The 26852-nt window shown below is 67.0% G+C and carries 25 protein-coding genes and 1 pseudogene; 7 read left to right on the forward strand and 19 right to left on the reverse strand.

Annotated features, from left to right (window positions below):
- Positions 1 to 39 precede the first annotated feature (39 nt).
- The 4 genes from RSO01_RS03940 to RSO01_RS03955 all read right to left on the reverse strand — a co-directional run bounded on the left by RSO01_RS03940 (position 40) and on the right by RSO01_RS03955 (position 6441).
- Positions 40 to 849 (reverse strand): citrate/2-methylcitrate synthase, encoded by an 810-nt coding sequence (locus RSO01_RS03940; protein ID WP_147146422.1) that lies wholly within the window; start codon positions 847 to 849, stop codon positions 40 to 42.
- A gap of 18 nt (positions 850 to 867) precedes the next feature.
- Positions 868 to 2484 carry a gamma-glutamyltransferase family protein gene (locus RSO01_RS03945; protein ID WP_308933082.1) on the reverse strand — a complete coding sequence of 539 codons (1617 nt, stop codon included), beginning with the start codon at positions 2482 to 2484 and terminating at the stop codon, positions 868 to 870.
- Positions 2485 to 2571: 87 nt separating this feature from the next.
- Positions 2572 to 3654 carry a divergent polysaccharide deacetylase family protein gene (locus RSO01_RS03950; protein WP_170302827.1) on the reverse strand — a complete coding sequence of 361 codons (1083 nt, stop codon included), beginning with the start codon at positions 3652 to 3654 and terminating at the stop codon, positions 2572 to 2574.
- Positions 3655 to 3780: 126 nt separating this feature from the next.
- Positions 3781 to 6441 (reverse strand): bifunctional acetate--CoA ligase family protein/GNAT family N-acetyltransferase, encoded by a 2661-nt coding sequence (locus RSO01_RS03955; RefSeq protein WP_147146427.1) that lies wholly within the window; start codon positions 6439 to 6441, stop codon positions 3781 to 3783.
- Positions 6442 to 6597: 156 nt separating this feature from the next.
- Here RSO01_RS03955 and RSO01_RS03960 point away from each other — a divergent pair, with 156 nt between their 5' ends.
- Positions 6598 to 7149, forward strand: coding sequence for a hypothetical protein (locus RSO01_RS03960; protein WP_147146429.1), 552 nt, complete (start codon positions 6598 to 6600; stop codon positions 7147 to 7149).
- On the opposite strand, the gene RSO01_RS03965 is transcribed toward RSO01_RS03960, so the two are convergent.
- Both RSO01_RS03965 and RSO01_RS03970 read right to left on the reverse strand, forming a co-directional pair.
- The gene (locus tag RSO01_RS03965) at positions 7142 to 8026 is read right to left on the reverse strand and encodes an EamA family transporter (protein WP_147146431.1); all 885 of its coding nucleotides are present in this window, start codon (positions 8024 to 8026) and stop codon (positions 7142 to 7144) included. The genes RSO01_RS03960 and RSO01_RS03965 overlap by 8 nt on opposite strands.
- 57 nt (positions 8027 to 8083) lie before the next feature.
- Positions 8084 to 9223, reverse strand: a complete 1140-nt coding sequence (locus RSO01_RS03970) for a sensor histidine kinase (RefSeq protein WP_147146433.1) — start codon at positions 9221 to 9223, stop codon at positions 8084 to 8086.
- A gap of 139 nt (positions 9224 to 9362) precedes the next feature.
- Between RSO01_RS03970 and RSO01_RS03975 the strand changes: the two genes are divergently transcribed.
- A complete protein-coding gene (locus RSO01_RS03975) occupies positions 9363 to 9965 on the forward strand; it encodes an anthranilate synthase component II (RefSeq protein ID WP_147146435.1) in 603 nt (200 codons plus the stop codon).
- Between the two features lie 85 nt (positions 9966 to 10050).
- Entirely contained in the window at positions 10051 to 11016 is a 966-nt protein-coding gene (locus RSO01_RS03980) for a Bug family tripartite tricarboxylate transporter substrate binding protein (RefSeq protein WP_170302828.1), read from the forward strand.
- Between the two features lie 102 nt (positions 11017 to 11118).
- Here the strand turns inward: RSO01_RS03980 and RSO01_RS03985 are convergent, their stop codons facing one another.
- The 7 genes from RSO01_RS03985 to RSO01_RS04015 form a co-directional block, all read right to left on the reverse strand.
- Positions 11119 to 12423, reverse strand: a complete 1305-nt coding sequence (locus RSO01_RS03985) for an NtaA/DmoA family FMN-dependent monooxygenase (protein WP_218037231.1) — start codon at positions 12421 to 12423, stop codon at positions 11119 to 11121.
- On the reverse strand, positions 12420 to 13235 hold the full coding sequence (locus RSO01_RS03990; RefSeq protein ID WP_147146441.1) for a GntR family transcriptional regulator: 816 nt from the start codon (positions 13233 to 13235) through the stop codon (positions 12420 to 12422). Before RSO01_RS03990 ends, RSO01_RS03985 begins: the two co-directional genes overlap by 4 nt.
- A gap of 21 nt (positions 13236 to 13256) precedes the next feature.
- Positions 13257 to 14099: an ABC transporter permease gene (locus RSO01_RS03995; protein WP_147146443.1), complete on the reverse strand. Its 843-nt coding sequence runs from the start codon at positions 14097 to 14099 to the stop codon at positions 13257 to 13259.
- Positions 14100 to 14103: 4 nt separating this feature from the next.
- The gene (locus RSO01_RS04000) at positions 14104 to 15018 is read right to left on the reverse strand and encodes an ABC transporter permease (protein WP_147146445.1); all 915 of its coding nucleotides are present in this window, start codon (positions 15016 to 15018) and stop codon (positions 14104 to 14106) included.
- Between the two features lie 133 nt (positions 15019 to 15151).
- Entirely contained in the window at positions 15152 to 16654 is a 1503-nt protein-coding gene (locus RSO01_RS04005; protein WP_170302829.1) for an ABC transporter substrate-binding protein, read from the reverse strand.
- 50 nt (positions 16655 to 16704) lie between these two features.
- Positions 16705 to 17382: a DUF1028 domain-containing protein gene (locus RSO01_RS04010; RefSeq protein WP_147146450.1), complete on the reverse strand. Its 678-nt coding sequence runs from the start codon at positions 17380 to 17382 to the stop codon at positions 16705 to 16707.
- Complete coding sequence (locus RSO01_RS04015; protein WP_170302830.1) at positions 17379 to 18110, reverse strand: DUF1028 domain-containing protein; 732 nt, start codon at positions 18108 to 18110, stop codon at positions 17379 to 17381. The genes RSO01_RS04010 and RSO01_RS04015 overlap by 4 nt, the downstream gene beginning before the upstream one ends.
- A 122-nt stretch (positions 18111 to 18232) precedes the next feature.
- Here RSO01_RS04015 and RSO01_RS04020 point away from each other — a divergent pair, with 122 nt between their 5' ends.
- The gene (locus RSO01_RS04020; RefSeq protein ID WP_147146453.1) at positions 18233 to 19207 is read left to right on the forward strand and encodes an ABC transporter ATP-binding protein; all 975 of its coding nucleotides are present in this window, start codon (positions 18233 to 18235) and stop codon (positions 19205 to 19207) included.
- The gene (locus tag RSO01_RS04025; RefSeq protein ID WP_147146455.1) at positions 19204 to 20166 is read left to right on the forward strand and encodes an ABC transporter ATP-binding protein; all 963 of its coding nucleotides are present in this window, start codon (positions 19204 to 19206) and stop codon (positions 20164 to 20166) included. The genes RSO01_RS04020 and RSO01_RS04025 overlap by 4 nt, the downstream gene beginning before the upstream one ends.
- A gap of 135 nt (positions 20167 to 20301) precedes the next feature.
- On the opposite strand, the gene RSO01_RS04030 is transcribed toward RSO01_RS04025, so the two are convergent.
- The 6 genes from RSO01_RS04030 to RSO01_RS04055 all read right to left on the reverse strand — a co-directional run bounded on the left by RSO01_RS04030 (position 20302) and on the right by RSO01_RS04055 (position 25423).
- Positions 20302 to 21603, reverse strand: a complete 1302-nt coding sequence (locus tag RSO01_RS04030; protein WP_147146457.1) for an NtaA/DmoA family FMN-dependent monooxygenase — start codon at positions 21601 to 21603, stop codon at positions 20302 to 20304.
- Positions 21600 to 22304, reverse strand: a complete 705-nt coding sequence (locus RSO01_RS04035) for a DUF1028 domain-containing protein (protein WP_170302831.1) — start codon at positions 22302 to 22304, stop codon at positions 21600 to 21602. The genes RSO01_RS04030 and RSO01_RS04035 overlap by 4 nt, the downstream gene beginning before the upstream one ends.
- A gap of 2 nt (positions 22305 to 22306) precedes the next feature.
- Complete coding sequence (locus tag RSO01_RS04040) at positions 22307 to 23011, reverse strand: DUF1028 domain-containing protein (RefSeq protein WP_147146462.1); 705 nt, start codon at positions 23009 to 23011, stop codon at positions 22307 to 22309.
- 8 nt (positions 23012 to 23019) lie between these two features.
- Positions 23020 to 23727: a DUF1028 domain-containing protein gene (locus RSO01_RS04045; RefSeq protein WP_147146463.1), complete on the reverse strand. Its 708-nt coding sequence runs from the start codon at positions 23725 to 23727 to the stop codon at positions 23020 to 23022.
- Positions 23724 to 24437, reverse strand: coding sequence for a DUF1028 domain-containing protein (locus RSO01_RS04050; protein ID WP_147146465.1), 714 nt, complete (start codon positions 24435 to 24437; stop codon positions 23724 to 23726). The genes RSO01_RS04045 and RSO01_RS04050 overlap by 4 nt, the downstream gene beginning before the upstream one ends.
- Before the next feature lie 68 nt (positions 24438 to 24505).
- On the reverse strand, positions 24506 to 25423 hold the full coding sequence (locus RSO01_RS04055) for a LysR family transcriptional regulator (protein WP_147146467.1): 918 nt from the start codon (positions 25421 to 25423) through the stop codon (positions 24506 to 24508).
- Positions 25424 to 25535: 112 nt separating this feature from the next.
- Here RSO01_RS04055 and RSO01_RS04060 point away from each other — a divergent pair, with 112 nt between their 5' ends.
- On the forward strand, positions 25536 to 26555 hold the full coding sequence (locus tag RSO01_RS04060) for a glutamate cyclase domain-containing protein (protein WP_147146469.1): 1020 nt from the start codon (positions 25536 to 25538) through the stop codon (positions 26553 to 26555).
- 12 nt (positions 26556 to 26567) lie between these two features.
- Positions 26568 to 26852: pseudogene (locus RSO01_RS04065) on the forward strand (hypothetical protein); the annotation flags it as partial.

Here is a 26852-nt window from a genome sequence, read left to right on the forward strand (position 1 = left end):
TGTGGCAATTACCACACGTAACGGGCCTGTAGCACAGCCCTATTTCTGGTCCGGCTCGGCGCCGACATAGGTGATCTGGTCGGCCCGGAGATGGCGCCAAGTCGTATCCTGTGCCTGCTCCTCGAGGAAGTGCGCCCCCATGCTGACGCTGCGCGCCGTCAGCAGGAACAGGCGTGTCGCGCGCCAGTCGAAGCCGAGATCGAGTGCGATCGCCGCCCCAACGCCGTCGAGATTCATCGGCACGGCCCTGCCGCCGCGTGCCGCGGCGAGCTCGGCCTCGATCAATTCGGCCAATCGGCAATAGGCGCCATGGATGCCGTGCTCACGCGCCACCGCCAGCAGTCTGGGCGCGCGCGGATCGGCGCCGTGCAATGGAATGCCGTAACCCGGAACACGACTTCCCTCTCGCCGCGCGCCATCGACGATGGCCCCGGCGACGGCGTGCAATTGCTCCTCGCCGATCGTCGCCGGATCGCCCAACGGCACGAGGTGCCCGGCCATCAGCCGCGCCAGTTGCTCGCCAAGGCCGCCCATGCGATCGCCGAAGGCGGCGATGCCGCTGCCCACCGCCGCCTGGATCGATGTGCCGTACGACGCAAAGCAGCGGCTGATCATCGAAGGCGGCGCGATGCCGTGCTCGATCGAGGCGACCAGCAGCGCATCCAGCACGCGCGCCTGGCCCGGCGTCGGCAGCCGGCCCTGCAGCATCAGGAACATCGTCTCGGCGAAGGAGCAGCGGCCGATCAGCTCGCTGAGGCGATGGCCGCGGACCACGATCTCCTCCTCGCCGTCCCTGCTCACGACCTTGCAGATCGCGGTCTCCCATTGCGTCATGTCGCGCGTGCTCATGCGTCTGCTCCTGTCGCGTCAGACGGCAATCACCACGCCGTCATGGCCGGGGTCGGCCCCGCCATCGAGACCATCGTCGTGCACCCGGATGCCATGCACGGCGGCGAAGCCGAAGGTGTAGGGACTCCGCACCACCGGATAGCCCAATCCCTGCAGCTCGCGCTCGACCCTGAACTGGATGCGGTTGGAGACGTCGATCGTATCGGACGTCGCCGAGAAGCGCGGCGCGCTCACCGCCTCGACCATGGTCATGTCGAAGTCGAGCGCATTCAGCACGACGTGCAGCACGCCCATGGCGATCTGGGTCGCGCCGGGCGCGCCGATGATCAGGTGCGGCTTGCCGTCCTTGAAGATGATCGAGGGCACGACCGAGCTGAAGCGCGCCTTGCCCGGTGCGATCGACCCCGCGCGGTCAGGCCGCGGATCGAACACGCCCATGCAGCCGTTGTACATGAAGCCCAGGCCGGCCGTGACCACGCCCGACGGCATGCCGAGCGAATGGGTCATGGTGAAGCAGTTGCCGTCCTTGTCGAGGACGGAGATGTGCGTGGTGTCCTTGGAGACCGCGCCCGAGTTGAAGCGCGGCACCTCGGCCTTGACGCCACGCATGATCTCTCCGGCCATGGTCTTGGCGTAGGACTTGGAGATCAGCCGCTCGACCGGCACGTCGACGAACTTCGGGTCGCCGACATGGGCATCCTTGTCGATGGTGGCGCGCTTCATGGCCTCGCTGACGACGCGCAGGTACTCCGTGGAATTGTGCTCCAGGCCGGCGAGATCGAAGTTCTCCAGGATGTTCAGCATCTCGAGCAGCATGACGCCGCCACCCGGCGGCTGGTTGGTCGAGACGCGATAGCCGCGATAGTCGCCCCACAGGGGCGGATTGCGCACCGGCTTCCACGCCTTCAGGTCCTCGATGGAAAGCAGCGCGTCGTTCTTCTTCATGTCCTCGGCGATCGCCCGGCCGATCTCGCCCGAATAGAAGGCATCGGCGCCGTCCTTGGCGATGGTGCGCAGCACCTGGCCGTAGTCGCGATTGACCACACGGTCGCCGACGCGCTTGGGGCTGCCGTCGGCGCGGCAGAAGAGAGCGCGGGCGGCCGGCGTGAAACCGGTGCGCTCGTGGTTGGGAGCGCGGCCAAAGGCGCCGTCGTCGGACCACCAGTAGTGGACGTGCGGCCGCACGGTCCAGCCACGCTCGGCCCAGGCAATGGCGGGCTCGACGATGCGCGACCACGGCAGGCTGCCGTGCTCCTTGTGCGCCTCGTAGTACATTTTCAGGTTCGCCGGTGCGCAGATCGACTTGTAGCCGATGTCGTTCACCCTGCCCTTCAGAATGAAGCCGTAGCCGTCGCGCGCCTCGCTCTCGATCAGGTTGGCCCACATGTCGGGCCGCGCGCCGAGCGGCGCCGGGGCATGGGCGTCGATGTAGCCGTGGAACTTCTTGCCCGGCATGTAGATGCCGCACGAGCCGAAACCGGCGATGCCGCACATCATCGGATCGACGACGCCCTGCACCAGGGCGCAGGCGATGCCGGCATCGACCGCGTTGCCGCCTTCGCGCAAGACATCGGCGCCTGCTTCAGTCGGCTCCGGCTGCGGAGCCACGATCATCGCCTTCTTGGCGTAACGCACTTTGATTTCCTCCACTCTTCTGGACCGCGCGCTTCCAGCGCGCTCATGATCATGGGCGCGCTGGAAGCGCGCGGTCCAGAAGAGGACTTACTCCCAGCCGTTTCTCTTTCGCAGCACGGCTGTAGCTGGCGCGAGCGCCATGCCTTTGCCCTGCACGCCGGGTAACCATTCGCCGAGTGCCTGCAGAGTTACTTCGTGAGGATGGCCGATCACCACGACGAAGCCCTGACGGCGGGCGATTGCCTCGGCCTCGGCGAGCTTCTTGCGCACCGCGTCGAGCGTCTCCTCGTCGTCGAGGAAGACGTGCCGCACGATCGACGGCACGCCCATCTCCTGGGCGAGCTGGTCGCCCACTGATTGCGCGCTGGTCCGCGAGTCGAGGAACATCAATCCGCGGCCCTTGAGCTGACGCAGCACGGTCTCCATGCCTGGTTTGAAGGCGGTGAAGCGGCTGCCCATGTGGTTGTTCACGCCGGCGAAGCCATCGAAGCTGTCGAGGGCGGCCGTCGTGCGCTGACGCAACTCGGCATCGCTCAGCGAGACCAGCAGCGCGTTGGGCCCAGGATCGTTGCGACCGTTGGGCTCCATCGGCAGGTGCAGCATCAGCTCATGCCCCTTAGCCCGCGCGGCCTTCGCTTGCTCGCGCAGGTCCTTGGCATAGGGCAGGAACGACATGGTGAGCGGCCCCGGCAGCTCCCACGCACGCTTCGACCGCGGACGATCCAGGCCGACATCGTCGATCACGACGGCGACCAGCGGCTTGCTGTTGAGGTCGCGGAACGGCACGGCGTTGCGCCGCCATGTCTCAGCGCTCGATGCCGCGGCGGCGAGCTGCACCTTGGGCCGCGGCTTCTCCTCCAGCGTCGGCAACGACTGACCCGGCTCGACCTCGGTGTATTTTGGCAGGTCGGGCAGATCTTCTATGCGCGCATACTTCGGCCCGACTGCAGGTCCGGTCGCCGATCCGCGCTTCATGTCCTCGAGCGTGTCGCTTGCCAGGCGGTCGCCGTCGCCTGCTCCGAGCCGCTCGGCCAGCCAGTAGCCGCCGACCAGGCTGGCGCCGAACAGCAGCACCGCGCCACCCACGATGGCGACCCAGCGGCGGGCGTGAAGCCACGCAAACAGCCCGTCGAATCGCTGCCTCAGGCGCTCACCGAGGCCGGGCGGCAATTGCGGACTCTTTCTGTTCGCCTTCCTGCTTCTGTTCTTCCTAGACGCCATCTGAACAGTCGGTTCTAAAGCCTTGGCCTGTCGCCGTTATTTTGCCTCAGTTTAGAGGCGTCGACAAAACATTAGTTACAATGACGCCGTGGGCTTCACGACGCGGATGTCGGGCTCTCCGGCACGCCCGCTCTCGCGTTTGAAGCCCAGGCGCTTGGTGAGCTCGAGCATCTTGTGGTTCTCGCGCAGCACGTGGCCCACCACGCGTTTGACGCCGCGCGCCTTGGCGTAATGCATCACGTGGTTCAGCAGCAACGTGCCGTAGCCGTGGCCCTGCCGGTCGGAGGCCACGACCAGGGCGAACTCGGCCTGCTCGAATCCCGGGTCAGCGGCCAGCCGGCCGACGCCTAAAAGGTCCTTTCCGTCGAGCAGCAGGAAAGCCATCTCGCGGTCGTAGTCGATCTGAGTGAGTCGTGCCGCCAACTCGTGCGACATCTCGCGGATCGGCCCGAAGAAGCGCATGCGGATGTCCTCGGGCGTCAGCCGGCGCGAGAAGGCCTGGATCAGCGGCTCGTCGTCGGGCCGGATTGGACGGACGAAAAGCTTCTTGCCGTCGCGGTCCACAACCCCGGTCTCGAGCTCGACCGGATAGGGCTTTATGGCGAAGCGCGCCGCCCGCTCCTGCGCCGCCGGAGGCCGCACGACGATGCGTGCATCGAGCGCGATCACGCCCTGCTCGTCGGCCAGCAGCGGATTGATGTCGAGCTCGGCGATCTCGTCGACGTCGGCGATGAGCTCGGAGAGGCGGATCATGACGTCGCACACCGCGCCACGATTGGCCGGCGGCCGGTCGCGGTAGCCGCGCAGCAGGCGGTCGACGCGGGTGCGGCTCAGCGCATCCTCGGCCAGCACCGGGTCGAGCGGCGGCAGCGCCAGCGCTCGATCGTCGACCACCTCGGCCGCGACGCCGCCGTGTCCCACCATCAGGATCGGCCCGAACACCGGATCCTCGGCTGCGCCCAGGATCAACTCGATGGCACGCGGCCGCTTGATCATAGGCTGCACGACGAACCCGTCGATCCTGGCCTTGTTGGCCAGCACCAGCGCCTTGCCGATCATGTCACGCACCGCGTCGAGCACGGCCTGCTCCGAGGCGAGGTCGAGCGCCACGCCGCCGACATCGCTCTTGTGCGTGATGTCGCGTGACAGGATTTTTACCGCCACGGGGAAACTGATGCGCACGGCCGCTGCCGCGGCCTCGGCGCCATCGAGCACGACCTCGGTCGGCACGGCGGGAATGCCGTAGGCCGCCAGCACGCGCTTGGACTCGGGCTCGGTAAGGATGCCGCGCTGTTGCTTCAGCGCACCTGCCACGATCGCCCGCACCAGGGCGGTGTCGGAGCGCCTCTGCGGCACCGAGGGCGGCGTGCGCTGCAGGGCGCGCTGGCCGCGGCGGTACTGCACGATGTGCATGAAGCCGCGCACCGCACGCAGCGGCGTGTCATAGGCCGGGATGCCGGCCTCGTGCAGCACGTTGCGGCCGGCCTGTGCCGTGGGCCCGCCAATCCAGCAGCCGATCACCGGCACGACCTTGGCGCCGGCTGCCCCTGCCACGGCACGCGCCGCGTCGACCGACGAGGTGAGCGCGGTCGGCACATTCATCGCCAGCACCGCACCGACACCGCGATCGTCGGCCAGGGCATCCAGTGCGGCGGCATAGCGCGCGCCATCGGCGTCGCCCACGATGTCGACCGGATTGCCGTGCGACCAAGCGCGCGGCAGCGCCTTGTCGAGCACGCCCAGCGTGCGCGGCAGCAGCGAGGCGAGCTCACCGCCCTCGTCCATCAGCAGGTCGGTGGCGATGATGCCGGTGCCGCCACCGTTGGTCAGAATGGCCAATCGCTCATTGCGCGGCGCGCCGCCATGGCCCAGCGTTTCGGCGGCATCGAACAACTCGCCCAGCCCATGCACGCGCACCAACCCGGCGCGCGCGAAGGCCGCGTCATAGACCGCGGCCGAGCCCGCCATGGCGCCGGTATGCGAGGCGGCAGCCTTGGCCGCCGCGGCATGGCGGCCGGCCTTGAGCACGATCACCGGCTTGATGCGGGCGACGCTGCGCGCGGCCGACATGAACTTGCGCGCCTGGGTGATGCCTTCGACGTACATCAGCACGGCGCGCGTGTCGTAATCGCGCGCCAGCATGTCCAAGACGTCGCCGAAATCGACGTCGCTCATGTCGCCCATGGAGATCAGGTGCGAGAAGCCGATGTTCTGCGCGGTGCCCCAATCGACGAGCCCGGCCAGGACGGCACCCGACTGCGCCACGGCGGCGATGCGGCCGGCCTTGAGCTGGCTCGGGCCGAAGCTGGCATTGAGGCCGACGCGGGGGGCGGCGTAGCCGATGCAGTTCGGCCCGACGATTCTCAAGAGATACGGCCGCGCCGCGCGCAGGATGCGCTTGCGCCAGCGCGCATTGTCCTCGCCGGATCCGGCGGTGATGACCACGGCGACGCGCGTGCCGCACTCGCCCAGCTCCAGGATCAGCCGGGGCACGGTTTCCGGCGGCGTCATGATGACGGCGAGGTCGGCCGGCTGCTTCAGCTCGGCCAGGCTCTTCAGCACAGGACGGCCGGCAATCTCGCCGCCCTTGATGTTCACCAGATGGAGGTCGCCCTGGAAGCCGCCGGCCAGCAGGTTGCGGGTCACGGCTTCGCCGACCGATCCGGGACGCGCGCTGGCGCCGATCGCAACGACCGAACGCGGCGTCATCATCTTGTCGAGGTTGCGGGTAGACATCGTTCAGTCCCGTCGCCGACAATCGTAAAGCACATTCCGTCCGGCTGTAATCAGCCGGACGGAATGTGCCTGTGTGATCAACGTATTCCCGTGCGCGCGTTTCTGTCGTTGGAGCCGCTCGCGGCTCCAACGACAGAAACCGCCCTAGGCACAGCCATGGCAGCGAATCGCGACACGGACAAGGTCGAGACCGTCGCAGTAGAATTGCGTCTCGATCGCATACCGCGACTGTACAATTCACTCGACCCCTCACCTTTCCAGGAGAAGGAGCTGGAGGCCGCAGCCGACGACTACATCGTGGGCTCAGCCGAGGACGCCGGCGGCCGACCCATACGGCTCGTCATCATGCTGCCCGACCAGGAGCTGGCGCGCCCCGAGGCCAAGCATGTGCCCGCCTCCATCCGCCACCACTTCGAGCTGCGGCGCGACAGCGAACGGCGGTTGCTGCGCGGCATGTGGCGGCGCGGCCGCATGGCGCTACTGATCGGCGTCACCTTTCTTGCCATCTGCCTATTCGCCCGTAGCCTACTCCTCGCCTCGTCCTCGACGGCAGCGCACATCGTCGCCGAAGGATTGCTGATCGTGGGTTGGGTCGCCATGTGGGGACCGCTCGATATCTTTCTGTACGGCTGGTGGCCGATCTACGGTCGCTGCAAGCTGTTCGACCGCTTGGCCCGGCTCGAGGTCGAGATGCGCCCTCTCAAATGAGCTGCGGACCGTTCATCAAGGTCAGGCCGATAACGATCACGGCCGCGGCTGCCACGCGCCGTGCGCCGAAGGGCTCGCCCAGCAGCAGCGTGCCCATCAGGGCGCCGAACAGCACCGAGGTCTCGCGCAGGGCCGCGACATGCGCCATCGGCCCCAGCACCAAGGCGTAGATCGCGATGCCATAGCCCGTGTTGGCGATCAGGCCGCCGATCACGCCGCGCCACCATTTCTTCTTCAGATGGGCCCATACCGTGCGCGGCCGCAGCGCCACTGCCAGGACCAGCAGCCACGGCCCTTCGACGACGCAGAGCCAGGCGATGTAGGACAGGCGGTGCTCGAAGGTCGGGCCGGCCGCGCGGACGCCCAGCCCGTCGGCGATGATGTAGCCCGCGATCGTGATGCCGGTCAGCACGGCGAACAGCGTGGCGAGCCCGTGCCGGCCTCCCGGCCGCGCCACGACCGACTTCAGCGGCATGGCGAGCGCGATCAGGCCGCAGCTCAGCAGCGCGACGCCAACGATGTCCTGCGACCGCAGGTGCTCGCCGATGAAGCGGCCCGACACCAACGCCACCAGGAGCGGGCCCAGCCCGCGGGCGATCGGATAGGTGTGGCTGAGGTCGCCGTAGGAATAGGCTTTCAGCAGGAAGACGTAATAGAGGACGTGGATCGCGACCGACGAGGCGAGATACTTCCAGGCGCCCGGCTCGATCGCCGGCAGGAAAGGCACCGCGACCAAACCCATCACGGTGCCCGTGGTCATGATCACGCCGAAGGTCGTCAGCCGATCCGACGTGTCGGACTTCAGGATCGCGTTCCATGACGCGTGCATCAGGCCGGCCAGCAGCAGCAGCCCGATGATGAGGGGTTCGACGACCAAGTTCGTTTCTTCGTTGTCTTCGGACCGTCACATTACCGTAACGGCGTGGGGATGCGGCTACGAGGTTTTTGAGGCCTCGTGCAAGCGGCCAAGTCGGCCGCTCATCGGCGCATCGATGCGGAAGCGCAGGCCTTCGGGCGCATGGACCAGCCGCGACCGGCCCTCGACGTCGGCGAAGGCGCGCTTCATCAGGAGCGTGCCGAAGCCGCTGCGCAGGGGCGGCGCGACGCGCGGGCCGCCCATCTCCTCCCACTTGAACTTGAAGCGCCGCTCGCCGTTCTCGCCGCGGTAGGACTTCCACGAGACGCGCGCGCGCCCTTCGTTGCTCGAGAGCGCGCCGTACTTGGCGGCGTTGGTGGCGAGCTCGTGCAGCACCAGGCTGAACGGCACGACGGCCGACGGCGCCACCTTGAAGGGCTGGCCCGTGATCTCGACCGATTCGTCGCCCCCGAAGGGCGCGACGATGCGGCGCGTCAGCTCGGCGAGATCGGCCGATTCGTCACGCGTCAGCAGGTCGTGAGCATTGGCCAGCGCGAGGACGCGGCCTTCGAAGGCTTTCAGGAAATCCGTGGTCGTGACGCCGCCATGCGAGGTCTGCGAGGCGATCGACAGCACCGCAGCGAACAGGTTCTTCAGCCGATGCTGCATCTCGTCGACGATCAGCCTCTGGCGCTCCGCCGCCCGGTGCCGCTCCAGCGCGAAGCCCGACAGCCTGGCGCCAATTGCCTCGATCTCCTCGGGCCGCGGGTCGGGGGCAGCGTCCTTGAAGGCGATGAAGAAGCTGCCGAGCGCGCGCCCGTCGGCCGAGCACACCGGTCGCGAGCGGATGGCGCGAACGCCGTGGTCGGTGTTGAGCTTGCGCCACAGCGGATCGAAGCGTTGGTCGTTCTCGACCTCGTTGCTGGAGACTGGCGCGCCGCCGAAGACCGCGGCGGCGCAGGTGCCGGCGTGCGGCGGGCCGACTTCGACGCCGGGAATGCCCGCGGCAAAGGTCGGGGCCCCCGGCATCACGCAATGCTCGAAGGTCATGCCGCCGCGATCGAGCACGGTGACGCCCGCCATGCTGCCGGGCACGAATGTCTCGGCCAGGCGACAGATCTTCGCCAGGACATCGTCCCGCGGCGCGTCGCGCGCGATCATTTCGAGGACGGACACTTGCTGCTCGAGCAGCCTGGCCGCCTGCGTCGTATCTGGCACGGAACTCCCCTGTAGTGCCTGCAGCGTAGCGTCTTGACCGCCGTGTTGCACGAAGCTCTATCGACACTGGCGATGAAGAATGGGAGTCGCAGCCCTGGCACTCGACCTTTATAGTTGCTCCCAGTAATGGAGTGCCGCCGTGCTTCTGTTGATCGATAATTACGACAGCTTCACCTACAACCTCGTCCATTTCCTGGGCGATCTGGGCGCGCGCTGCGTCGTGCACCGCAACGACCAGATTACCGTCGACGAGGCGATGGCTCTGAAACCCGCAGGCATCGTGCTGTCACCCGGCCCCTGCACGCCCAACGAGGCGGGCATCTGCATGGACCTGATCAAAGCGGCGGCGAAGGCGCAGATGCCCCTGCTCGGTGTCTGCCTCGGCCATCAGGCGATCGGCCAGGTGTTCGGCGGCAAGGTAGTGCGGGCGCCCGTGCCCATGCACGGCAAACTGTCGGGCATCGAGCATACGAACCAGAGCGTGTTCGAGGACGTGCCCTCGCCCTTCCAGGCGACGCGCTACCACTCGCTGGTCGTCGACCGTGTGGGCTTCCCGAAGGACCTCGAAGTCACCGCCGAGACCGGCGAGATCATCATGGGCCTGCGCCACAAGTCGCTGCCCATCCACGGCGTGCAGTTCCATCCCGAGAGCATCGCCTCGGAGCACGGCCACAAGATCCTGGAGAACTTCCTCAAGATCGCAGGCGAGCATCCCGGCCAGCAGAACAAGAAGGCGGCTTAGCTACACGACCTGTTGTCATCCCGAGCGAAGCGAGGGACCTTTGAGGCAACAGGAAAGGTCCCTCGCTACGCTCGGGATGACACACATGCTTCATCGACGTCTTTTTCTCGCTCTCGGCATTACGGCTGCTGTCTCACCAGGCGCCTTCGCCCAGACCTGGCCCGCCAAGCCGATCAAGATCGTCGTGCCCTTCCCGCCCGGCCAGTCGACCGACATCCTGGCCCGCGTCATGGCCGACCAGCTCACCAAGGCGCTGGGCCAGCAGGTGGTGGTCGAGAACCGGCCGGGTGCCGGCGGCAGCATCGGCGCCGACGTCGTCGCCAAGGCGGCACCCGATGGTTACACGCTTTTGATGGTGACGATCTCGACGCACGGCATCGCGCCCGCGATCTATCCCAAGCTGCCTTACGACACGCAGAAAGACTTTGCGCCGATCGCCAATGTTGGCCTGACGCCGCAGGTGCTGATGGCGAGCCTCAAGAGCGGCATCACGTCGGTGCCGGAACTGGTGGCCAAGGCGAAGGCCGGCGCTGACCTGAACTACGGCTCATCGGGCAACGGCTCGGCGAGCCATCTCGCCGTCGAGATGCTGAAGAGCGCCGCCGGCATCAAGCTCACGCACGTGCCGTTCAAGGGCAATGCCGATGCGTTGATGGCGCTGCAGGCAGGCGACATCCAGCTGATGTCGGACGCCGTGCCTGGCGCCGTCGGGCCGATCAATGCTGCCAAGGTGAAGGCGATCGGCATCGCCGACCAGCGCCGCTCGCCCTTCCTGCCCGACGTGCCGACCATCGCCGAGCAGGGCATCCAGGGCGTCATTGCCGTCGGCTGGATCGGACTGTCGGCGCCGGCACGCACGCCCGAGCCGATCCTCGACAAGATCAGCGCCGAGGTCATGCGAATCCTCAAGGACCCCGAGGTGCTGGACAAGCTCAAGAGCCTCTCCTTCGTCCCGGCCAAGGAATCGCGCCAGGAGTTCGAGGCCTACATCGCGCTCGAGAACGTCAAGTGGAAGAAGATCGTCCAGGACGCCGGCGTGAAGATCGAGTGAATCTTACCGGACCGCGGGCCTCCAGGCCCGCTCATAACTCATGAGCGCGCAGGATGCGCGCGGTCCGGAAGAGCATAAGCGGACCTGGAGGTCCGCGCTCCATCAAAACTCCAGCAGATTGTCCCGCAGGTGCTTGTGGGCGTACGCCTTGCGGGTCACGCCGCGGCGCTGCAGCTCGGGCACCAGGCCGTCGCACACCTCGATGATGTATCGCCGATCGAAGTAGCTGTTGAAGATCAGGAAGCCGTCGCCGCCCACCTCCTGCATGATCTCCGCCATCAGGCCGCCGACGTAGTCGGGCGTGCCGGTGAAGTCGATGCCTCCCTTGCGGGAATAGCTCTGCAGGATCGAGCGCGGCGTCTTGCCGATCCACTTGGCAAGCGACGACTGATGCCCGTTGGTCGTGAGGTGCGCGGGCAGCGGCTCGTCGAGGTCGAACTTGGAGAAGTCGATGCCGGTCAGCCGCGACATGCCTGAGAGATGCAGGTCGAGATGCTTCTCAGCCTCGGCCGCCTCCATCCGCCCGCGGTCGCGCGCGGCCTCCATGCTGACGTCGATGATCGGATGGGCGAGGAACAGCACCTTTATGTCGTCGGGATTGCGGCCGTACTCGGCGGCCTGCTGGCGTACCTTGTCGCGATAGGCCTTCATGCTTTCGATGCTGCCGCCGCCCTCGGTGATGATGGTGTCGGCCCAGCGCGAGGCGAATTGCTGGCCGCGCGGCGAGCCGCCGGCCTGGCAGATCGGCACCCTTCCCTGCGGCGAGCGCGGGGCGTTGATCGGTCCGCGGCACTTGAAGTACTTGCCCTCGTGGTTGATGGCACGGACCTTGGAGCCGTCGGCAAACATCGGCTTCTCGCGGTCGAGCACCACCGCGTCGGGTTCCCACGCCTCCCATAGCCTCGTCACCACATCGGCGAACTCGTCGGCCACGTCGTAGCGCTCATCATGCGGGCGGTGCTTCTCGTGGCCGTAGTTTTGGGCGGCGCCGTCGTTGCTGCCGGTCACGCAGTTCCAGCCGATGCGCCCTTCGGTCGTATGGTCGAGCGAATTGACCAGCCGCGCCAGCAGGTACGGCGGATACTCCGACACCGAAAGCGTCGGCACGAGGCCGACAGTCTTGGTCGCCATGGCGAGATACGGCACCAGCACAGCCGGATCGAGCTTGGGGGCGCTCGCCGCGTACTGGAGGTAGGAATTGTGCGAGCCCTGGTAGGTGTAGGGCACGTTCGAGGAATCCTCGATGATCATGTAGTCGAAGCAGGCGCGGTCCATGCCCTTCGCCAGATCGACGAAAATGTCCGGCATCATCCAGCGATGGACGTCGCTGCCGGGAAACTCGCTGCGCCAGCTCTTGGGGCCATAGCCCTGGGACAGGAACCACGCCAGATGGAACGGCTTCTTCATGATGGGGACCTCACGCTACGATTGGTGGCTGGTGCCTCCGGGCCAGCCGGCACTGGACGCGCCAGTTCGACCTGCTGGTGGTGGCGGAAAAGCTCGATCTTGTGGACGAAGCGATCGGACCGGACGTAGAGGTCCGAGTAGTAGATCGGCGTCCCCTGGATATCGAAGTAGATGCGCTGCAGGAGGAGCAGCGGCGCGCCGACCTCGACCTTCAGGCGCCTGGCGAGCTCGGCATCGGCCGCGATCGCCGAGGAGGCCTGCTGGACACGGAAGGCCTGCACGCCGCAATACTTCTCGATCAGGGGGATGACCCGCGCCGACCGCATCTGCTCGGCGATGTCGGCCGGCAGTCGCGCCGCCAGTTCCTGCGGCAGGTGGGCAGCACAGAAGGCGATCGGCCCGGTCGGCCGCACGCGGCTCCACGAGATGCGCAGGATGCGCTGGGTGGCCGGCACCTGCAGCAGCGCCGCCACGCGCTCGTCGCCATGCGGCGGCAGGCGCTCGATGCCGTGCAGGTCGAAGCGCGCGTCGGGATCGTCGATCTTGAGGTCTTCCAGCGCGCGCGCGCTCCAGTCGCGGCTGGCCGGATCGCTTTCCAGCACGAACGTGCCGCGACCGGGGAAGCGCCGCACCAGCTTGCGCGACACCAGCTCTTCCACCGCCGAGCGCGCGGTGTGACGGCTGACACCGAACTCGACCATCAGCTCGGCGTCGGTCGGAAGCTGCGAGCCGAGCTTGTAGGCACCCGTGGCGATGCGCTCGCTCAGCGCCTGGTAGATCCTGTAGTAGGCCGGAACCGGATCTCGACTCATTCCCTCTCCCCCTTTTTTTTTTCATCGCCGGTCGGCGCGCCGCGGATCCAGAGTCTCGCGCAGGCCGTTGCCCAGGAGGTTCACGCCCAGCACCAGCAGCACGATGGCAATGCCGGCGAGGTTGGCGATCCACGGCGCCACCAGCAGTCGGTCGCGGCCCTCGGCCAGGATATTGCCCCAGGTCGCGGTCGGCGGCGGCAGGCCGAGGCCGAGGAAGCTCAGCGCCGTCTCCTGCAGGATGAGCTGACCGACCTGCAGGGTGGCGATCACCGTCAGCACCGGCGACATCTGCGGCAGGATGTGCCGCCACATCACGTAGCGTCCGCCCGCTCCTGACGCCACCGCCGCCTCGACGAACGGTCGCTCGCGCAACGAACGCGTCAGGTTGAAGGCGACGCGCGTATAACTCTCCCAGCCGGCGAAGCCCAGTACCAGGACCAGCACGACAACGCCGCCACCGAACACCGCGACGACGACGATCGCCAGCAGGATCTCGGGGATCGCCTGATAGCCGTCGGCGAAGCGCATGATGACCTGCTCGGTGCGGCCGCCGAGATAGCCTGCCACCAGGCCCAGCGTCGTGCCGAAGGTCAGCGCCACCAGCATCGCCATCAGGCCGACGACGATGGAGAGTCGTGAGCCGTAGATCAGGCGAGACAGCAGATCGCGGCCGAAATTGTCGGTGCCCAGGGGATAGGCCCAGCTGCCGCGGTCGTCCCACACCGGCGGCTTGAGGCGCAGCATCAGGTTCTGGGTGTAGGGATCGTGCGGCGCCAGAAGCGGCGCGAAGATCGCCAGCACGCACATGCCCAGCACCAGCACGATGCCGATCTGGATCTTCAGCCGGGGGCCGAACCACTTCATCGCATCACCTGAGCCGGATGCGCGGGTCGATGGCCGCCTGCACCAGGTCGACCAGGAGGTTGGCCAGCACGATGGTGACGGCGACGATGAACACCGCGGCGATCACGATCGGCACGTCGCGCTGGAAGATGGCGCTCACCATCAGCCGGCCGACGCCCGGCCAGGCGAAGATCGATTCGGTGACCACGGCGCCGCCCATCAGGCGGCCGAGCTGCAGGCCGACCAGGCTGACCACCGGATTGATGGCATTGGGCAGGATGTGCAGCCAGAGCGCGCGTGCGGGGCCGGCGCCGCGGGCGCGGGCAGTGACGACGAATTGCTCGCGCGCCGTCTCGAGCACGCTGACGCGCATCACCAGGATGAAGTTGGGCACCAGGAAGGTGGCGAGCGTCACCACCGGCAGGACCATGTGCTCCCAGCCGCCCTGCCCCGAGGTCGGCAGCCACTGCAGGTCGAGCGCGAAGAGCTGGATCAGCAGGATGCCCAGCCAGAAGCTCGGCATCGACTGGCCGGCGACCGCCAGCACCGAGATGAGGAAATCGGGGACCTTGTCCTTCCATACCGCGCAGGCGACGCCGCCCAGCACGCCGAGCACGATGGCGAGCAGCAGGCCAAGCGAGAGGAGCTGCAGGGTCGAGCCAAGCCGCTCGGCCACGACCTCCATGGCCGGCCGCTTGAACTGGATCGAGGTGCCGAAGTCGCCGCGCAGCAGGTCGAGCAGGAAGTAGCCGAACTGCACCGGCACAGGCTTGTCGAGATGCAGCTCGGCGCGCAGCACCGCCTCCTGCTCGGGCGTGGCGTCCAGCCCGAGATAGATCGCCACCGGATCACCCGTCAGCCGCAGGACGACGAACACGAAGGCGATGACGAAGATCAGCGGCACAGGCACCAGCAACAGCCGCCGCAGGAGGTAGCGCATGGTCAGACTCTTCCGGACCGCCGGCTTCCAGCCGGCTCATGATCATGAGGCTGACTGGACCTGCCTGCGCGAAGCCGAAGCGGCTTCGCTTCGGCGGAGGCAGGAGCCGGCAGTCCGGAAGACATGAGAATCACTACTTCACGCTCACCTTGTTCAGGCGCAGCAGCGAATCGCGCGAGGGCTGCCAGCCGGAGACCTTCTCGTTGCGGCCCGAGATGCGCGGCAGGCCGAACAGGAAGATCGACGGCACCTCCTCGTGCATGATCTCCATCATGCGGTTGTAGGCTTTCAGCCGCGCCGCCTCGTCCATGGTCGAGCGGGCCTCGAGCCAGAGCTTGTCGAACTCCGCGCTGGTCCAGTAGTTGCGCTTGCTCGCCTCGGTGTACCAGACGGTGTTGAAGTCGGCGTCGCCGACGCTGAACCATCCCACCGAGTACATCGGCCCCTGCTCGCGCGTGCGGTCGAGCTGGGACCACACCCCGCCCTCGACGATGTTGACGCTGGTCTTGACGCCGACCGCCGACATCATGCCGGCCACGGCATTGGCGATGTCGACGTCGGAGAGATAGCGGCCCGAGAGCGTGTTGATCTTGTTCTCGAAACCCTTGGGGAAGCCCGCCTCGGCCAGCAGCGCCTTGGCTTTGGCCGGATCGTAGGGCCGCGACTTGATGTTGGGGTTGTAGCCGAAGGTCGCCTTTGTCACGAGCTGACCGTCCAGCACCGAGCCGTAGCCGCCCAGCATCTGCTTCAGCAGCATCTGCTTGTCGATCGCGTAGTCCAGCGCCAGCCGCACGCGCACGTCGTTGAACGGCGGCTTGCGGGTGTCGAAGGTGTGCACCAGGCTGACCGACGATTCGACGGCATCGATCCTGAGGTTCTTGCGCTTCTCGACCGACGGCAGCAGGTCGACCGGGATCTCCTCGATGATGTCGGTCTCGCCCGCGACCAGCGAGGCCACGCGCGTGGCGCCCTCAGGGATGGCGCGGATGCGCAGCTTCTTCATCGCCGGCGCGCCGCCCCAATAGTCGGGATTGGCCACCAGGTCGTAGCGGTCGCCCGCTACCCATTCGACGTACTTCCACGGACCGGTGCCCATCGGCTTCTTGTGCGCCTCGGCCTGTCCGACCTTCTCGGTATGCGCCTTGGATTCGATCGGGATGTCGGCCAGGCCGCGCAGCAGCAAGGGCGCCGGCGAGGCGGTCTTGATGTCGACGGTGTAGTCGTCGATCACCTCGGCGCCGGTGACGCCGGCGATGCGCGTCTTGCGCGCATAGACCTGCTTGGGATCGATGACATAGTCGATCGTGAACTTGACGTCGGCCGCCGTGAACGGCGTGCCGTCATGCCACTTCACGCCCTTGCGCAGGAAGAAGCGCCAGTGAGTCGGGCTGATCGCCTCCCATTTCTCGGCCAGCGCCGGCACCAGCTTGTCGTCGTTGTCGCGCGCGACCAACGGCTCCCAGGTCTGGTAGCACAGGCTCAAGGTGATATAGGCGCCGCCCGTGGGCGCGATGGAATCGGTGAAGAGCGAAGCGCCCACCACCAACGTGTCCTTGTCCTTCTGTGCCTGCGCGGACGACGCGCCGACGGCGACGGCCAGCGCCGTCGCGACAACTGTTCTCAACACCCCACGCATACGCCCCTCCAGCTCGATGGCCACACCCCTGTTTTGATTTCCCCCGCCTATTACCGCTGCTGCTCGCGCCAGCGATCGTCCCGCGGCAGGCGCGGGTTGTAGGGTCGCTCGCTGTAATACGGCAGCAATGGACGAAACCATTCGAAGATCCGGCGCAACTCGCCGATCGGCTCCTCGTGCACGTCGACGCGCAGGTCGATGTAGGCGAAGGGCTCGTCGCCATAGACCAGGATCGACGACGAGAAGTGCCCGTCGGCCTGGCCGCCGGCGCGCCCGCCCGCCTCGACCGCGCGCACCAGGCGCTCCTCGAGCAGCTCATCGCCGGTCGTGCGCATCGACTGGGCCATCGCCTCGGTGACCTGCGGGCCCACGATGCCGTTGCCCATCACCAGCCAGCCCTGGCCGATGATGTGGCCGGAATAGGCGCCGTTCTCCGAGCCGGTCATGGCGGCGGCGTTGCCCCAGGCGTCGACAACGCCGATCTGGCGCAGCGGCGCGTTGGGATCGCTGCTCTCGAGCTCGTGGATGATCTTGCCGGCGTGATAGCCCAGCCCCATCAGCTTGGTGCAGAGCAGGGTCAGCCGCGGATCGGCGATCGACTGCACCGAGGCCGCGGCCATGCGTGGGATGACGACCGGACAGCGATTGCCGACGGCGGGCGCGTGAGTCGCCATGGCAACGCCCAGCATCTTGGTCCGCGGACAACGGCCGACGACGGTGAAGGTCATGGCTTCCCTCCCGCCTTGGCCTTGGCGCGCGCCTCGACCCAGTCCTCGACGACGCCTAGCGCCGTCGGCTGCCAGGGCCTGGTCTCGTAGTATTCGATCTGCGGCCGATAGAGATCGAAGATGCGGCGCAGCTCGCCGATCGGCTCGTCGTGCTCGTCGACGCGCAGGTCGACCAGCGGATATTCCTGGGTGCGGTAGACGACCAGCGCCGCCGAATGCTGGCCGCCGTGCTGTCCGCCGGCGTCACGGCCGGCCTCGAGAGCCGACATCAGCCGCGCCTCGAGATCGTCGCCTATCATCCTCTTGAACGTGTCGGCCATCGCCGAGGCGGTGCGCTCGGAGATCAGGCCGTTGCCCATCGCCACCATGCCGGGTTCGCAGAAATGGCCCGACCAGTCGTGGTTCGCCTTGCCGGTGCGGGCGACGGCATTGCCGTCGCGATCGATCACCGAGATCTGACGATGCTCGATATGCGGATCGCTGATCGAGATCTCGTCGAGCGTCTTCGCCGCCGAGTAGCCGAGGCCGAGCAGGCGCAGGCCGAGAGGTCCCAGCCGCGGATCGGTGACGGCCATGGTCACCACGACGCCGAGGCCTGGCTTGACGAAGGGGCAGCGCGTGCCGACCGCCATGGGCCGCGTCGAGATCGCGACGCCGAACTTTCCGCTCTCCGCACAGCGCGCCGAAATGGCGAACGTCGAGAACTCCTCGCCCAATGGCCCCAACATTGCTTTCCCTTTCTCATCCCTTGCCTGAACCATAGAGAGCCCTATTGTATGGTTCAATGTCTAAATGTCCGGCCATTAAGACATTCTGAACTGTAGAACCGCAAAAGGAGCCCTTCCTCTTCATGGCGCTGCTGCAAATCGAAGACCTCGCCGTCGCCTTTGGGCCGGCCGCGGACGCGACCACCGTCGTCGACGGCGTCGGCTTCTCGGTCGACGCGCACGAAACCGTTGCCCTGGTAGGCGAGAGCGGCAGTGGCAAGAGCGTCACGGCACTGGCCATCATGCGGCTCCTGCAGGAACCGGGCCGGGTGACGCGCGGGGCGATCCGCTTCGAGGGGCGCGACCTCGCCCCGCTCACCGAGCGCGAGATGGCTGCGATCCGCGGCGATCGCATCGCCATGATCTTCCAGGAGCCGATGTCGTCGCTGAACCCATTGCTGTCGATCGGCGCCCATGTCGCCGAGCCGCTGCGCCTCCATCGCGGCCTCTCCAGGCGAGACGCGCGCGCCCGCGCGATCGCCTTGCTCGACCGCGTCGGCATTCCCTCGGCGGCGCGTCGCTACGACGACTATCCGCACCGCATGTCAGGCGGCATGCGTCAGCGCGTGATGATTGCGGCGGCGCTCGCCTGCGAACCCGCGCTGCTGATCGCCGACGAGCCGACCACCGCTCTCGATGTCACCATCCAGGCCCAGATCATGGACCTGCTGTCGGACCTGCAGGCCGAGTTCGGCATGGGCATCCTGTTCATCACCCACGATCTCGGCGTCGTGGCCGAGCAGGCCCATCGCGTCGTGGTCATGTATGCCGGCCGCCTGGTCGAGCGCGCCGAGACCGCCAAGCTGTTCAGCGCGGCGGCCCATCCCTACTCCGCGGCGCTGTTGCGCTGCATGCCCGACGACGACGAGCAGGCGGGCGACCGGCTCGCCGTCATCGAGGGTACGGTGCCCGCCCCCACGGCGCTGCCCAGCGGCTGCCGCTTCGAGCCGCGTTGCCCGCAGGCCGTCGCGGCCTGTCGCAGCCAGGAGCCGCCGCTCCTCGCGCTCGGCCCCAACCATGCCGCCGCCTGCATCCGGCCGCTGGAGGCCGCGCAATGACGGCGCTGCTGGCCGCGCGCGGCCTCACCAAGCACTTCCCCGTCCTGGGCGGCCCGCTCGGCATTGCCCAGGTCGGCACCGTACGTGCAGTCGAGAACGTCGACCTTTCCGTGGCGCGCGGCGAGGTGCTGGGCTTGGTGGGCGAAAGCGGCTGCGGCAAGTCCACGCTCGGCCGCCTGCTGATCCGGCTGCTCGAGCCGACGGCGGGCTCGGTGATCTTCGACGGCAGCGACGTCGCCAACGCCGAGGGAGCAGAACTGCAGGCGCTGCGCCGGCGCTTCCAGATGATCTTCCAGGACCCTTACGGCTCGCTTAATCCGCGCATGCAGGTCCATGAAATCGTCACCGAGCCGCTACGTCTCGCCGGCATCTCGCGCAAGGAATGCCGCGAGCGCGCTCCCGCCCTTCTTGCCATGGTCGGGCTCGCTCCCGAGCACGGGTCTCGATACGCGCACCAGTTCTCCGGCGGCCAGCGCCAGCGCATCGGCATCGCCCGCGCGCTTGCCCTCGATCCGGCGCTGATCGTCTGCGACGAGCCCGTGTCGGCGCTCGATGTGTCGGTGCAGGGCCAGGTCGTGAACCTGCTGCGCGACCTGCAGCGCGAACGAGGCCTCAGCTACGTCTTCGTCTCGCACGACCTCCGGATCGTGCGCCACATCGCCGATCGCGTTGCCGTCATGTATCTCGGACGCATCGTGGAGATCGGCGACAAGGAGACGGTCTATCGCCAGCCACTGCATCCCTATACCGAGGCGCTGCTGGCCGCCGTGCCGGCGCCTCGCCCGGGACGTCCGCGTCGCCGCGCCGCCGTGCAGGGCGAGATCCCGAGCCCGCTAAACCCGCCCGCCGGCTGCGCTTTCCATCCGCGCTGTCCGCTTGCGACCGACCGCTGCCGCACCGAGGCGCCGGCGCTGCGCCAGGTCGCCGGCCGCGACGTTGCGTGCCATCTGGCGTCTTAACGGAGCGCGGACCTCCAGGTTCGCTCATGGTCATGTTCTTCCGGACCGCGAGCCTCTGGCTCGCTCAAGCTCATGAGCGAGCCAGAGGCTCGCGGTCCAGAAGAGCATGAGGCGGACCTGGAGGTCCGCGCTCCGTTAGAATTCCAACAAATTGTCCCTCAGGTGCTTGTGCGCATACGCCTTTCGGGTCAGCCCGCGGCGCTGCAGCTCGGGCACCAGCCCGTCGCAGACTTCCATGACGTAGCGGCGGTCGAAGTAGGGATTGAACATCAGGAAGCCGTCGCCGCCCACCTCCTCCATGATCTCCTGCATCACCCCGGCGACATGGTCGGGCGTGCCGGTGAAGTCGATGCCTTGCTTGGCGGTCGCGGTCCTGGCGAGCGCCCGCGGCGTCTTGCCGATCCACTTGGCGAGGGTCGACTGGTGGCCGTTGGTCGTGAGCGTCGGCGGCAACGGCTCGTCGAGGTCGAACTTGGAGAAGTCGATTCCGGTGATGCGCGACATGCTGGAGAGCGTCGAATCGATGTGCTTCATGCCGTCTACCTCCTCCAGCCGACGGCGATCGCGCGCCGCCTCCATGCTGACGTCGATCAGCGGCTGGGCGAGGAACAGCACCTTTATGTCGTCGGGATTGCGTCCGGCCGCCACGGCACCCTGACGCACCTCCTCGCGATAGGCCTTCATGTGCTCGACCGTCGGCGCATTGGTGATGATGGTGTCGGCCCAGCGCGAGGCGAAGCGCTGGCCGCGTGGCGAGCCGCCGGCCTGGCAGATCGGCACCCTGCCCTGAGGCGAGCGTGGTGCGTTGATCGGCCCACGGCACTTGAAGTACTTGCCCTCGTAATTGATGGGATGGACCTTCGAGCCGTCGGCGAACATCGGCTTCTCGCGGTCGAGCACCACCGCATCGGGCTCCCACGCCTCCCAAAGTTTGGTCACCACCTCGGCGAACTCATCGGCCACGTCGTAACGCTCGTCGTGCGGCCGATGCTTCTCGTGCCCGTAATTCTGCGCCGCGCCGTCGTTGCTGCCTGTGACGCAGTTCCAGCCGATACGGCCTTCGGTGACGTGATCCAGCGAGTTGACGAGGCGAGCGAGCAGGTACGGCGGATACTCCGACACCGAGAGCGTCGGGACGATGCCGAGGTTCTTGGTCGCCATGGCGAGATACGGCACCAGCACCGCCGGATCGAGTTTGGGCGCGCTGGCGCCGTACTGCAGGTAAGTGTCGTGGTTGCCCCTGTAGGTGTAGGGCACATTCGACGAGTCCTCGATGATGATGTAGTCGAAGCAGCCGCGCTCGAGACCCTGGGCCAGATCGACGAAGATGTCGGGCATCATCCAGCGCTGCAGGTCGCTGCCCGGCCAGGCGCTGCGCCAGCTCTTGGGACCGTAGCCCTGCGACAGGAACCAGGCGAGATGGAACGGCTTCTTCATGCCCTGGCCTCCAGCCGCCTGACGAACTCGTCCTGGGTGATCGCCGTCGACGGATCACGGCCGCGGTCGCGATAGAAGACCTCGTAGCGCTTGAACTCCTCCAGCACGCGGCGCAGCTCGACGATGGCATCGTCGTGCAAGTCGACCCGGACATCGACGTCGGGATAGTCGGGATCGGCGACCACGCGGATCGCCGCCGACCGCTCGGTCAGGTGCCCATCAGCGCCGACCTGGCCGCCCGAGTTCCGGCCGCCTTCCAGCGCCGCCAGGATCCTGAACTCCAGCAGCGTATCGGGATCCTTCTCGAAGCCGGCACAGATGCCCTCCAGCACCTGCGGCCCCGCCAGCACGTTGCCGAAGGCGACATAGCCCTTGCCGACGTGGTGGCCCGACCACGGCCGTGTGCCCGAGCCGCTGTGACCGATGCCGTTGCCGTCGCGATCGATGATGGCGATTTGGCGATAGGCATGGTCGGGGTCGTTCTGCTCCAGCATCTTCATGACGTGCGCCGGCGTATGGCCCTGCGCCATCAGCTCGATGGCCAGCGGGTCGTTGCCGCGGTTGGTGAAGGCCTGCGTCTTGCAGATGCCGACGCCAGCCTGGATGCCCTCGCAGCGGCCGCCTGAGCCGATCGAGAAGGTGGCGATGCCCAGGCCCAGCCGGCCGGTGTGTGGGCAGCGCGCGATGATCGAGAAGGTCATGGCTACTCCGCCGCCTGCAACGTCTTCATGAATTCCTCCTGGCCCATCGCCCCTCGTGGATTGCGCTCGCGGTGGCGGTAATAGGGCTCGTACGGCTTGAAGTAGCTCCATACGCGGCGCAGCTCGTCGACCGCCTTGTCGTGCAGGTCGACGCGCAGGTCGATGTCGGCGAAGGCGTCGGTCGAGTAGACGCGCAAGGCGGCCGAACGCTCGGTCTTGGGACGCTCGCGCGTGCCCTGCCCGCCCGCGTCGCGCCCCGCCTCGATGCCCATCAGCAGACGATGCTCGAGGTCGGACTCTGGCTCGGCCAGGAAGCCCTTGGCGATGGCATCGGCGATCTCGGGCCCCATCAGGCCGTTGCCGAAGGCGACGTAGTTCTCGCCGACGACATGGCCCGACCAGCCGCGAGTCTTCGGGCCAGTATGCGCCACCGCCATGCCCGTGCGATCGATGACGCCGATCTGCCGGTATTCAGCGTAGGGATCGTTGTCCATGAGCTGCTGCAGCACCGCCCGCGCGGTGAAGCCCTGCGTCAGCAGGCGCAGGGCCAGGGCATTGTTGCGCTCGTTGGCAAAGGCCTGGCTCACCGTCACGCCGACGTTCGACTTCACGCCCCAGCAGTAGCGGCCGACGGTGATCGAGAAGGTTGCGATGCCGATGCCGACGCGGCCGGTCCGCTGGCAGCGGCCGAGGATGGTGTAGGTCATGCTGCCTCCTAGGCGCGTTGTTTCTTGAGGTTGGCGACGAAGACATCCTGCGGGATCGCCTTGCTCGGGTTGCGTCCGCGCTCGCGGTAGAATTCCTCGTAGAGCTTGAATTCCTCGAGCACGCGCCGCAGTTCCTCTACCGCCGTCGGATGGACGTCGACGCGCACGTCGACGTCGGGATAGTCGAGCCGGTCGACGACCTTGATCGCCGCAGAGCGCTCCGGCCGGTGACTGTTCGCATCGCCCTGGCCGCCGGCATCGCGCCCGCCTTCGAGGGCGCGCATCAGGCGGTATTCCAGGGCATCTTCCGGCTTCACCTTGAAGCCGGCGATCAAGCCGTCCAGGACCTGCGGCCCAACCAGTCCATTGCCGAACGCCACGCAATCTTCGTCGATCTTGTGGCCGGACCAGCCACGCGTACCCGGCCCCGTATGAGCGGCGATGCGGCCTTCGCGGTCCATGATGGCGACCTGGCGAAAGTCGTGCTCGGTGTCGTTGGCCGCAAACATCTCCATGACACGCGACGGCACGTAGCCCTGCGCCATCAGCTTGATGCCCAGAGGATCGTTGGTACGATTGGGGAAAGCCTGCGTCTTGCAGACGCCGACATTGGCGGCGAGCCCTTCGCAGCGGCCTCCGACAGCCAGCGAGAAGGTCGTGATGCCGAGGCCGAGCCGGCCGGTGCGCGGGCAGCGCCCGATGATCGAGTAGGTCATTGCGCCGCCTCCCGGTTCGCGAGGCGGGTTGCGAACTCGACCTGCGGGATGGCCTCCCGGGGATTCTTGCCGCGGTCGCGATAGTAACCGCGATAAAGGTCGTATTCCTCGAAGGCACGGCGCAGGTCGTCGATCGCCTTGTCGTGCAGGTCGACGCGCAGGTCGAGTTCGGCATGGTCGTGGTTGCCATAGACGAAAAGGCCGGCCGAACGTTCGGTGAGATGGCCGTCATTGCCGACCTGACCACCGGCGTCGCGGCCTGCCTCGATGGCACGCAGCAGGCGGCGCTCGAACGATTCGTCGGCGTATTTCTCATAGCCCGTGGCGATTGCGTCCACGACCTCGGGCCCCGCCAGCACGTTGCCCATCGAGACGTAGCCGTCGCCGATCTTGTGGCCGGACCAGCCGCGCGTCTTGGGGCCGCTGTAGGCGGCGGCGCGACCGTCACGATCGATGACAGCGACCTGGCGATAGGCGAAATCGGGGTCGTTGGCTTTCAGCTCGTCGAGCACGTGCGTCGGCGAGAAGCCCTCGGCCAGCAGCCGCAGCGCCAACGTGTTGTTGCCCTGGTTGACGAAGGCCTGGCTCATGGTGGCGCCGACATTGGCGCGCAATCCGTTGCAATAGAGTCCGACGCAGATCGAGTAGGTCGCGATGCCGATGCCCATCTGCCCGGTCCTCGGACAGCGCGCCACGAGCGTGAAGGTCATGGACGTTTTCTCCTCTCGTCATCTTGCTCTTGCGTTCGCCGGCGCGATGCATGAAGCGCGCCACGCACCTATGCTGCGTTGCTGAGGGGCTCGCGCAGGTTTTGCATTTCACCCTGAAGGAATCGCAGGAACTCCTCGGCCGCGAGCGGAAGCTGGCGCGAGGAATGGGTAATCGCCTCGATGGTCGCGCTGTTGACGATGCGGTCGCGGATCGGAACGGCGATGACATTCCCGGTGCTGAGGCTGTCGGCCGCCGACAGGCGCGAATGGAAGGTGAGACCGTTGTTGAGATGCACGAACTGCACACGGAGCTGGATCGAGTTGGTCTCCAGCAACGGCATCATGAAGATGCCGGCCGCCTTGCAGGCAAGGTCGATCAGCATGCGGCTGCCAGAGTTCTTCAGAGGCAGGGCGATCGGGTAGCCGATCGCTTCTGCAAGCGACACCTTGGCCTTCTTGGCCAGCGGATGGCGCGGCGACATCAGCGCGACCAGCGGCTCGCGCATCTTGAACACGCTGGTGAGTTCGGGCTCGACCGTCGGATAGAAGGCGAGCCCGATGTCGGTACGACCTTCGCGCACCGCGGCGAGGATGCGGTCGGTGCGATCGATCGTGACGTTGAAGGTGATGCCCGGATATCGGGCACTGAACTTCAGGATCACCTGCGGCAGAACGCCCGGCACCAGCGATTCGATCGCCTGCAGGTTGATCGTGCCGCGACGCAGCCCTTTCAGCGCGTCGAGCTCGGAGCGCACGCGCTCGTCCTGGCGCAGGCTCGACCGCGCATGGCGCAGGAAGATCTCGCCCGCCGACGTCAATTCGACGCCGCGCGCATGGCGCTGAAACAACGGCACGCCAAGCTCGTGTTCGAGTTTCTGGATCTGGCGACTGAGCGCTGATTGCGCGACGTGCAGTTCCTCCGCGGCCTCGCGGATCGAACCGTGGCGGGCAACGGCGGTGAAGTAGCGGAGATGGGCGTTGGTCATGCGATTCGATACTGATGCCGATCCAGCATCGTGTCGAAGCAAAAATTGAACTTGTGCGATCACTGAGCAAAGCGCCCTAATCTGGGCAGGGGTTCAATTTTCGGGGACTGCAATGCTCGACATGGTTGGCGAGGCGGTGGATCGGCTGATCACCATCGAAGCGAAGAATCACGGCATGCCGCACGGCGTGCTGCTGCCGATGTACCTGGCGGCGCGCAGGAAGGCCGGCAACAAACCGGTGACGATGGCCGCCGCCAAGGGACTGCAGAAGGCGCTGCGCAAAGGCGACGTTGTCTTCATCATGACCGGCGCAGGCTACGAGCCCACCATGCCCAAGGGCGAGAGCGACGGCCCGCCGGGCGCGGCCTCGCTGGCGCGCATCCTCTATCGCGGGCTGGGCGCCGTCCCTGTCTACGTCAACGAGGCTTGCCACGCCGATCCGATCGTCGCCTCGAGCGAGGCCGCCGGCCTGATGGTGAAGCCGTTCGAGCAGGCACGCGACCGCCATCTCGGCGCCGCCATCGAGAACGCGCCGACCGAGCAGTCGCAGATCAAGCCGTGGATCGCCGAGATCTACGCCAGGTACAAGCCCAAGGCCGTGGTCAGCGCCGAGCGGCTTGGCGCCGGCGCCGACGGCAACGTGCACACCGCGACCGGCCTGCCGCTCACCGGGCCGAAGTCGATGTTCGAGGGGTGCATCGATATCGGCGGGGTCGTGACCGAGGCCAAGCGCCGCAAGATCTTCTCGGTCGGCATCGGCGATCACGGCAACGAGCTTGGCTTCGGCACGATCTACGACGCCGTCGTGAAGACCATGCCCAAGGGCAAGGCGCTCGCCACCGTGGTGAAGACCGATGTCGTGGTGCCGGCGATGATGTCGAACTGGGGCTGCTACGGCATCGAAGCCTGCCTCGCCTACCTCCTGAAGAAGCCGCAGCTCATCCATTCGCCCGAGATGGAGAAGCGGATCATCCAGGCCTGCCTCGATGCCGGCGGGCTCGAGGCGATGTACTGCACCACCGAGTTCCTGGTCGACGGCCTGGACGGCGAGACCTCGATGGCCTGCATGCAGTTCCTGTCCAACATCGTGCGCAAGAACCTCGAGCCGCCCGATGCCGGGCTGACGCACTAGGGGGCTCGAACCATGGATGTCGCCACCCACGTCGCCAACCACTCCTCGACCACCGAAGCGCAGCTCGCGCTGATCGGCCAGCACATTGACCGCCTGGTGACGGTCGAGGCGCGCATCTCGCCGACCTCGCGCAATGTCATCGTCCATCTCTACGAAGCGGCGCGCGCCGCGCAGGGCGGCGGGCCGCTGTCGATGCTGGCCGCGCAGCAAATCGTGAAAAACCTCGGACCCGGCAAGGTCGTGTTCATCACCACCGGCGCCGGCGACCCCCGCTTCCTGCCGGCGGGCGAGACCGAC

This window comes from Reyranella soli (genome assembly GCF_007992495.1).
Lineage (GTDB): Bacteria > Pseudomonadota > Alphaproteobacteria > Reyranellales > Reyranellaceae > Reyranella > Reyranella soli.

Bases quoted from the DNA above. Each gene is read 5' to 3' on its own strand.
- RSO01_RS03940 (WP_147146422.1), bottom strand. From the start codon at position 849: ATGAGCACGCGCGACATGACGCAATGGGAGACCGCGATCTGCAAGGTC.
- RSO01_RS03955 (WP_147146427.1), bottom strand. From the start codon at position 6,441: ATGTCTACCCGCAACCTCGACAAGATGATGACGCCGCGTTCGGTCGTT.
- RSO01_RS03960 (WP_147146429.1), top strand. From the start codon at position 6,598: ATGGCAGCGAATCGCGACACGGACAAGGTCGAGACCGTCGCAGTAGAA.
- RSO01_RS03980 (WP_170302828.1), top strand. From the start codon at position 10,051: ATGCTTCATCGACGTCTTTTTCTCGCTCTCGGCATTACGGCTGCTGTC.
- RSO01_RS03985 (WP_218037231.1), bottom strand. From the start codon at position 12,423: ATGAAGAAGCCGTTCCATCTGGCGTGGTTCCTGTCCCAGGGCTATGGC.
- RSO01_RS03990 (WP_147146441.1), bottom strand. From the start codon at position 13,235: ATGAGTCGAGATCCGGTTCCGGCCTACTACAGGATCTACCAGGCGCTG.
- RSO01_RS03995 (WP_147146443.1), bottom strand. From the start codon at position 14,099: ATGAAGTGGTTCGGCCCCCGGCTGAAGATCCAGATCGGCATCGTGCTG.
- RSO01_RS04000 (WP_147146445.1), bottom strand. From the start codon at position 15,018: ATGCGCTACCTCCTGCGGCGGCTGTTGCTGGTGCCTGTGCCGCTGATC.
- RSO01_RS04005 (WP_170302829.1), bottom strand. From the start codon at position 16,654: ATGCGTGGGGTGTTGAGAACAGTTGTCGCGACGGCGCTGGCCGTCGCC.
- RSO01_RS04010 (WP_147146450.1), bottom strand. From the start codon at position 17,382: ATGACCTTCACCGTCGTCGGCCGTTGTCCGCGGACCAAGATGCTGGGC.
- RSO01_RS04015 (WP_170302830.1), bottom strand. From the start codon at position 18,110: ATGTTGGGGCCATTGGGCGAGGAGTTCTCGACGTTCGCCATTTCGGCG.
- RSO01_RS04020 (WP_147146453.1), top strand. From the start codon at position 18,233: ATGGCGCTGCTGCAAATCGAAGACCTCGCCGTCGCCTTTGGGCCGGCC.
- RSO01_RS04025 (WP_147146455.1), top strand. From the start codon at position 19,204: ATGACGGCGCTGCTGGCCGCGCGCGGCCTCACCAAGCACTTCCCCGTC.
- RSO01_RS04030 (WP_147146457.1), bottom strand. From the start codon at position 21,603: ATGAAGAAGCCGTTCCATCTCGCCTGGTTCCTGTCGCAGGGCTACGGT.
- RSO01_RS04035 (WP_170302831.1), bottom strand. From the start codon at position 22,304: ATGACCTTCTCGATCATCGCGCGCTGCCCACACACCGGCCGGCTGGGC.
- RSO01_RS04040 (WP_147146462.1), bottom strand. From the start codon at position 23,011: ATGACCTACACCATCCTCGGCCGCTGCCAGCGGACCGGCCGCGTCGGC.
- RSO01_RS04045 (WP_147146463.1), bottom strand. From the start codon at position 23,727: ATGACCTACTCGATCATCGGGCGCTGCCCGCGCACCGGCCGGCTCGGC.
- RSO01_RS04050 (WP_147146465.1), bottom strand. From the start codon at position 24,437: ATGACCTTCACGCTCGTGGCGCGCTGTCCGAGGACCGGGCAGATGGGC.
- RSO01_RS04055 (WP_147146467.1), bottom strand. From the start codon at position 25,423: ATGACCAACGCCCATCTCCGCTACTTCACCGCCGTTGCCCGCCACGGT.
- RSO01_RS04060 (WP_147146469.1), top strand. From the start codon at position 25,536: ATGCTCGACATGGTTGGCGAGGCGGTGGATCGGCTGATCACCATCGAA.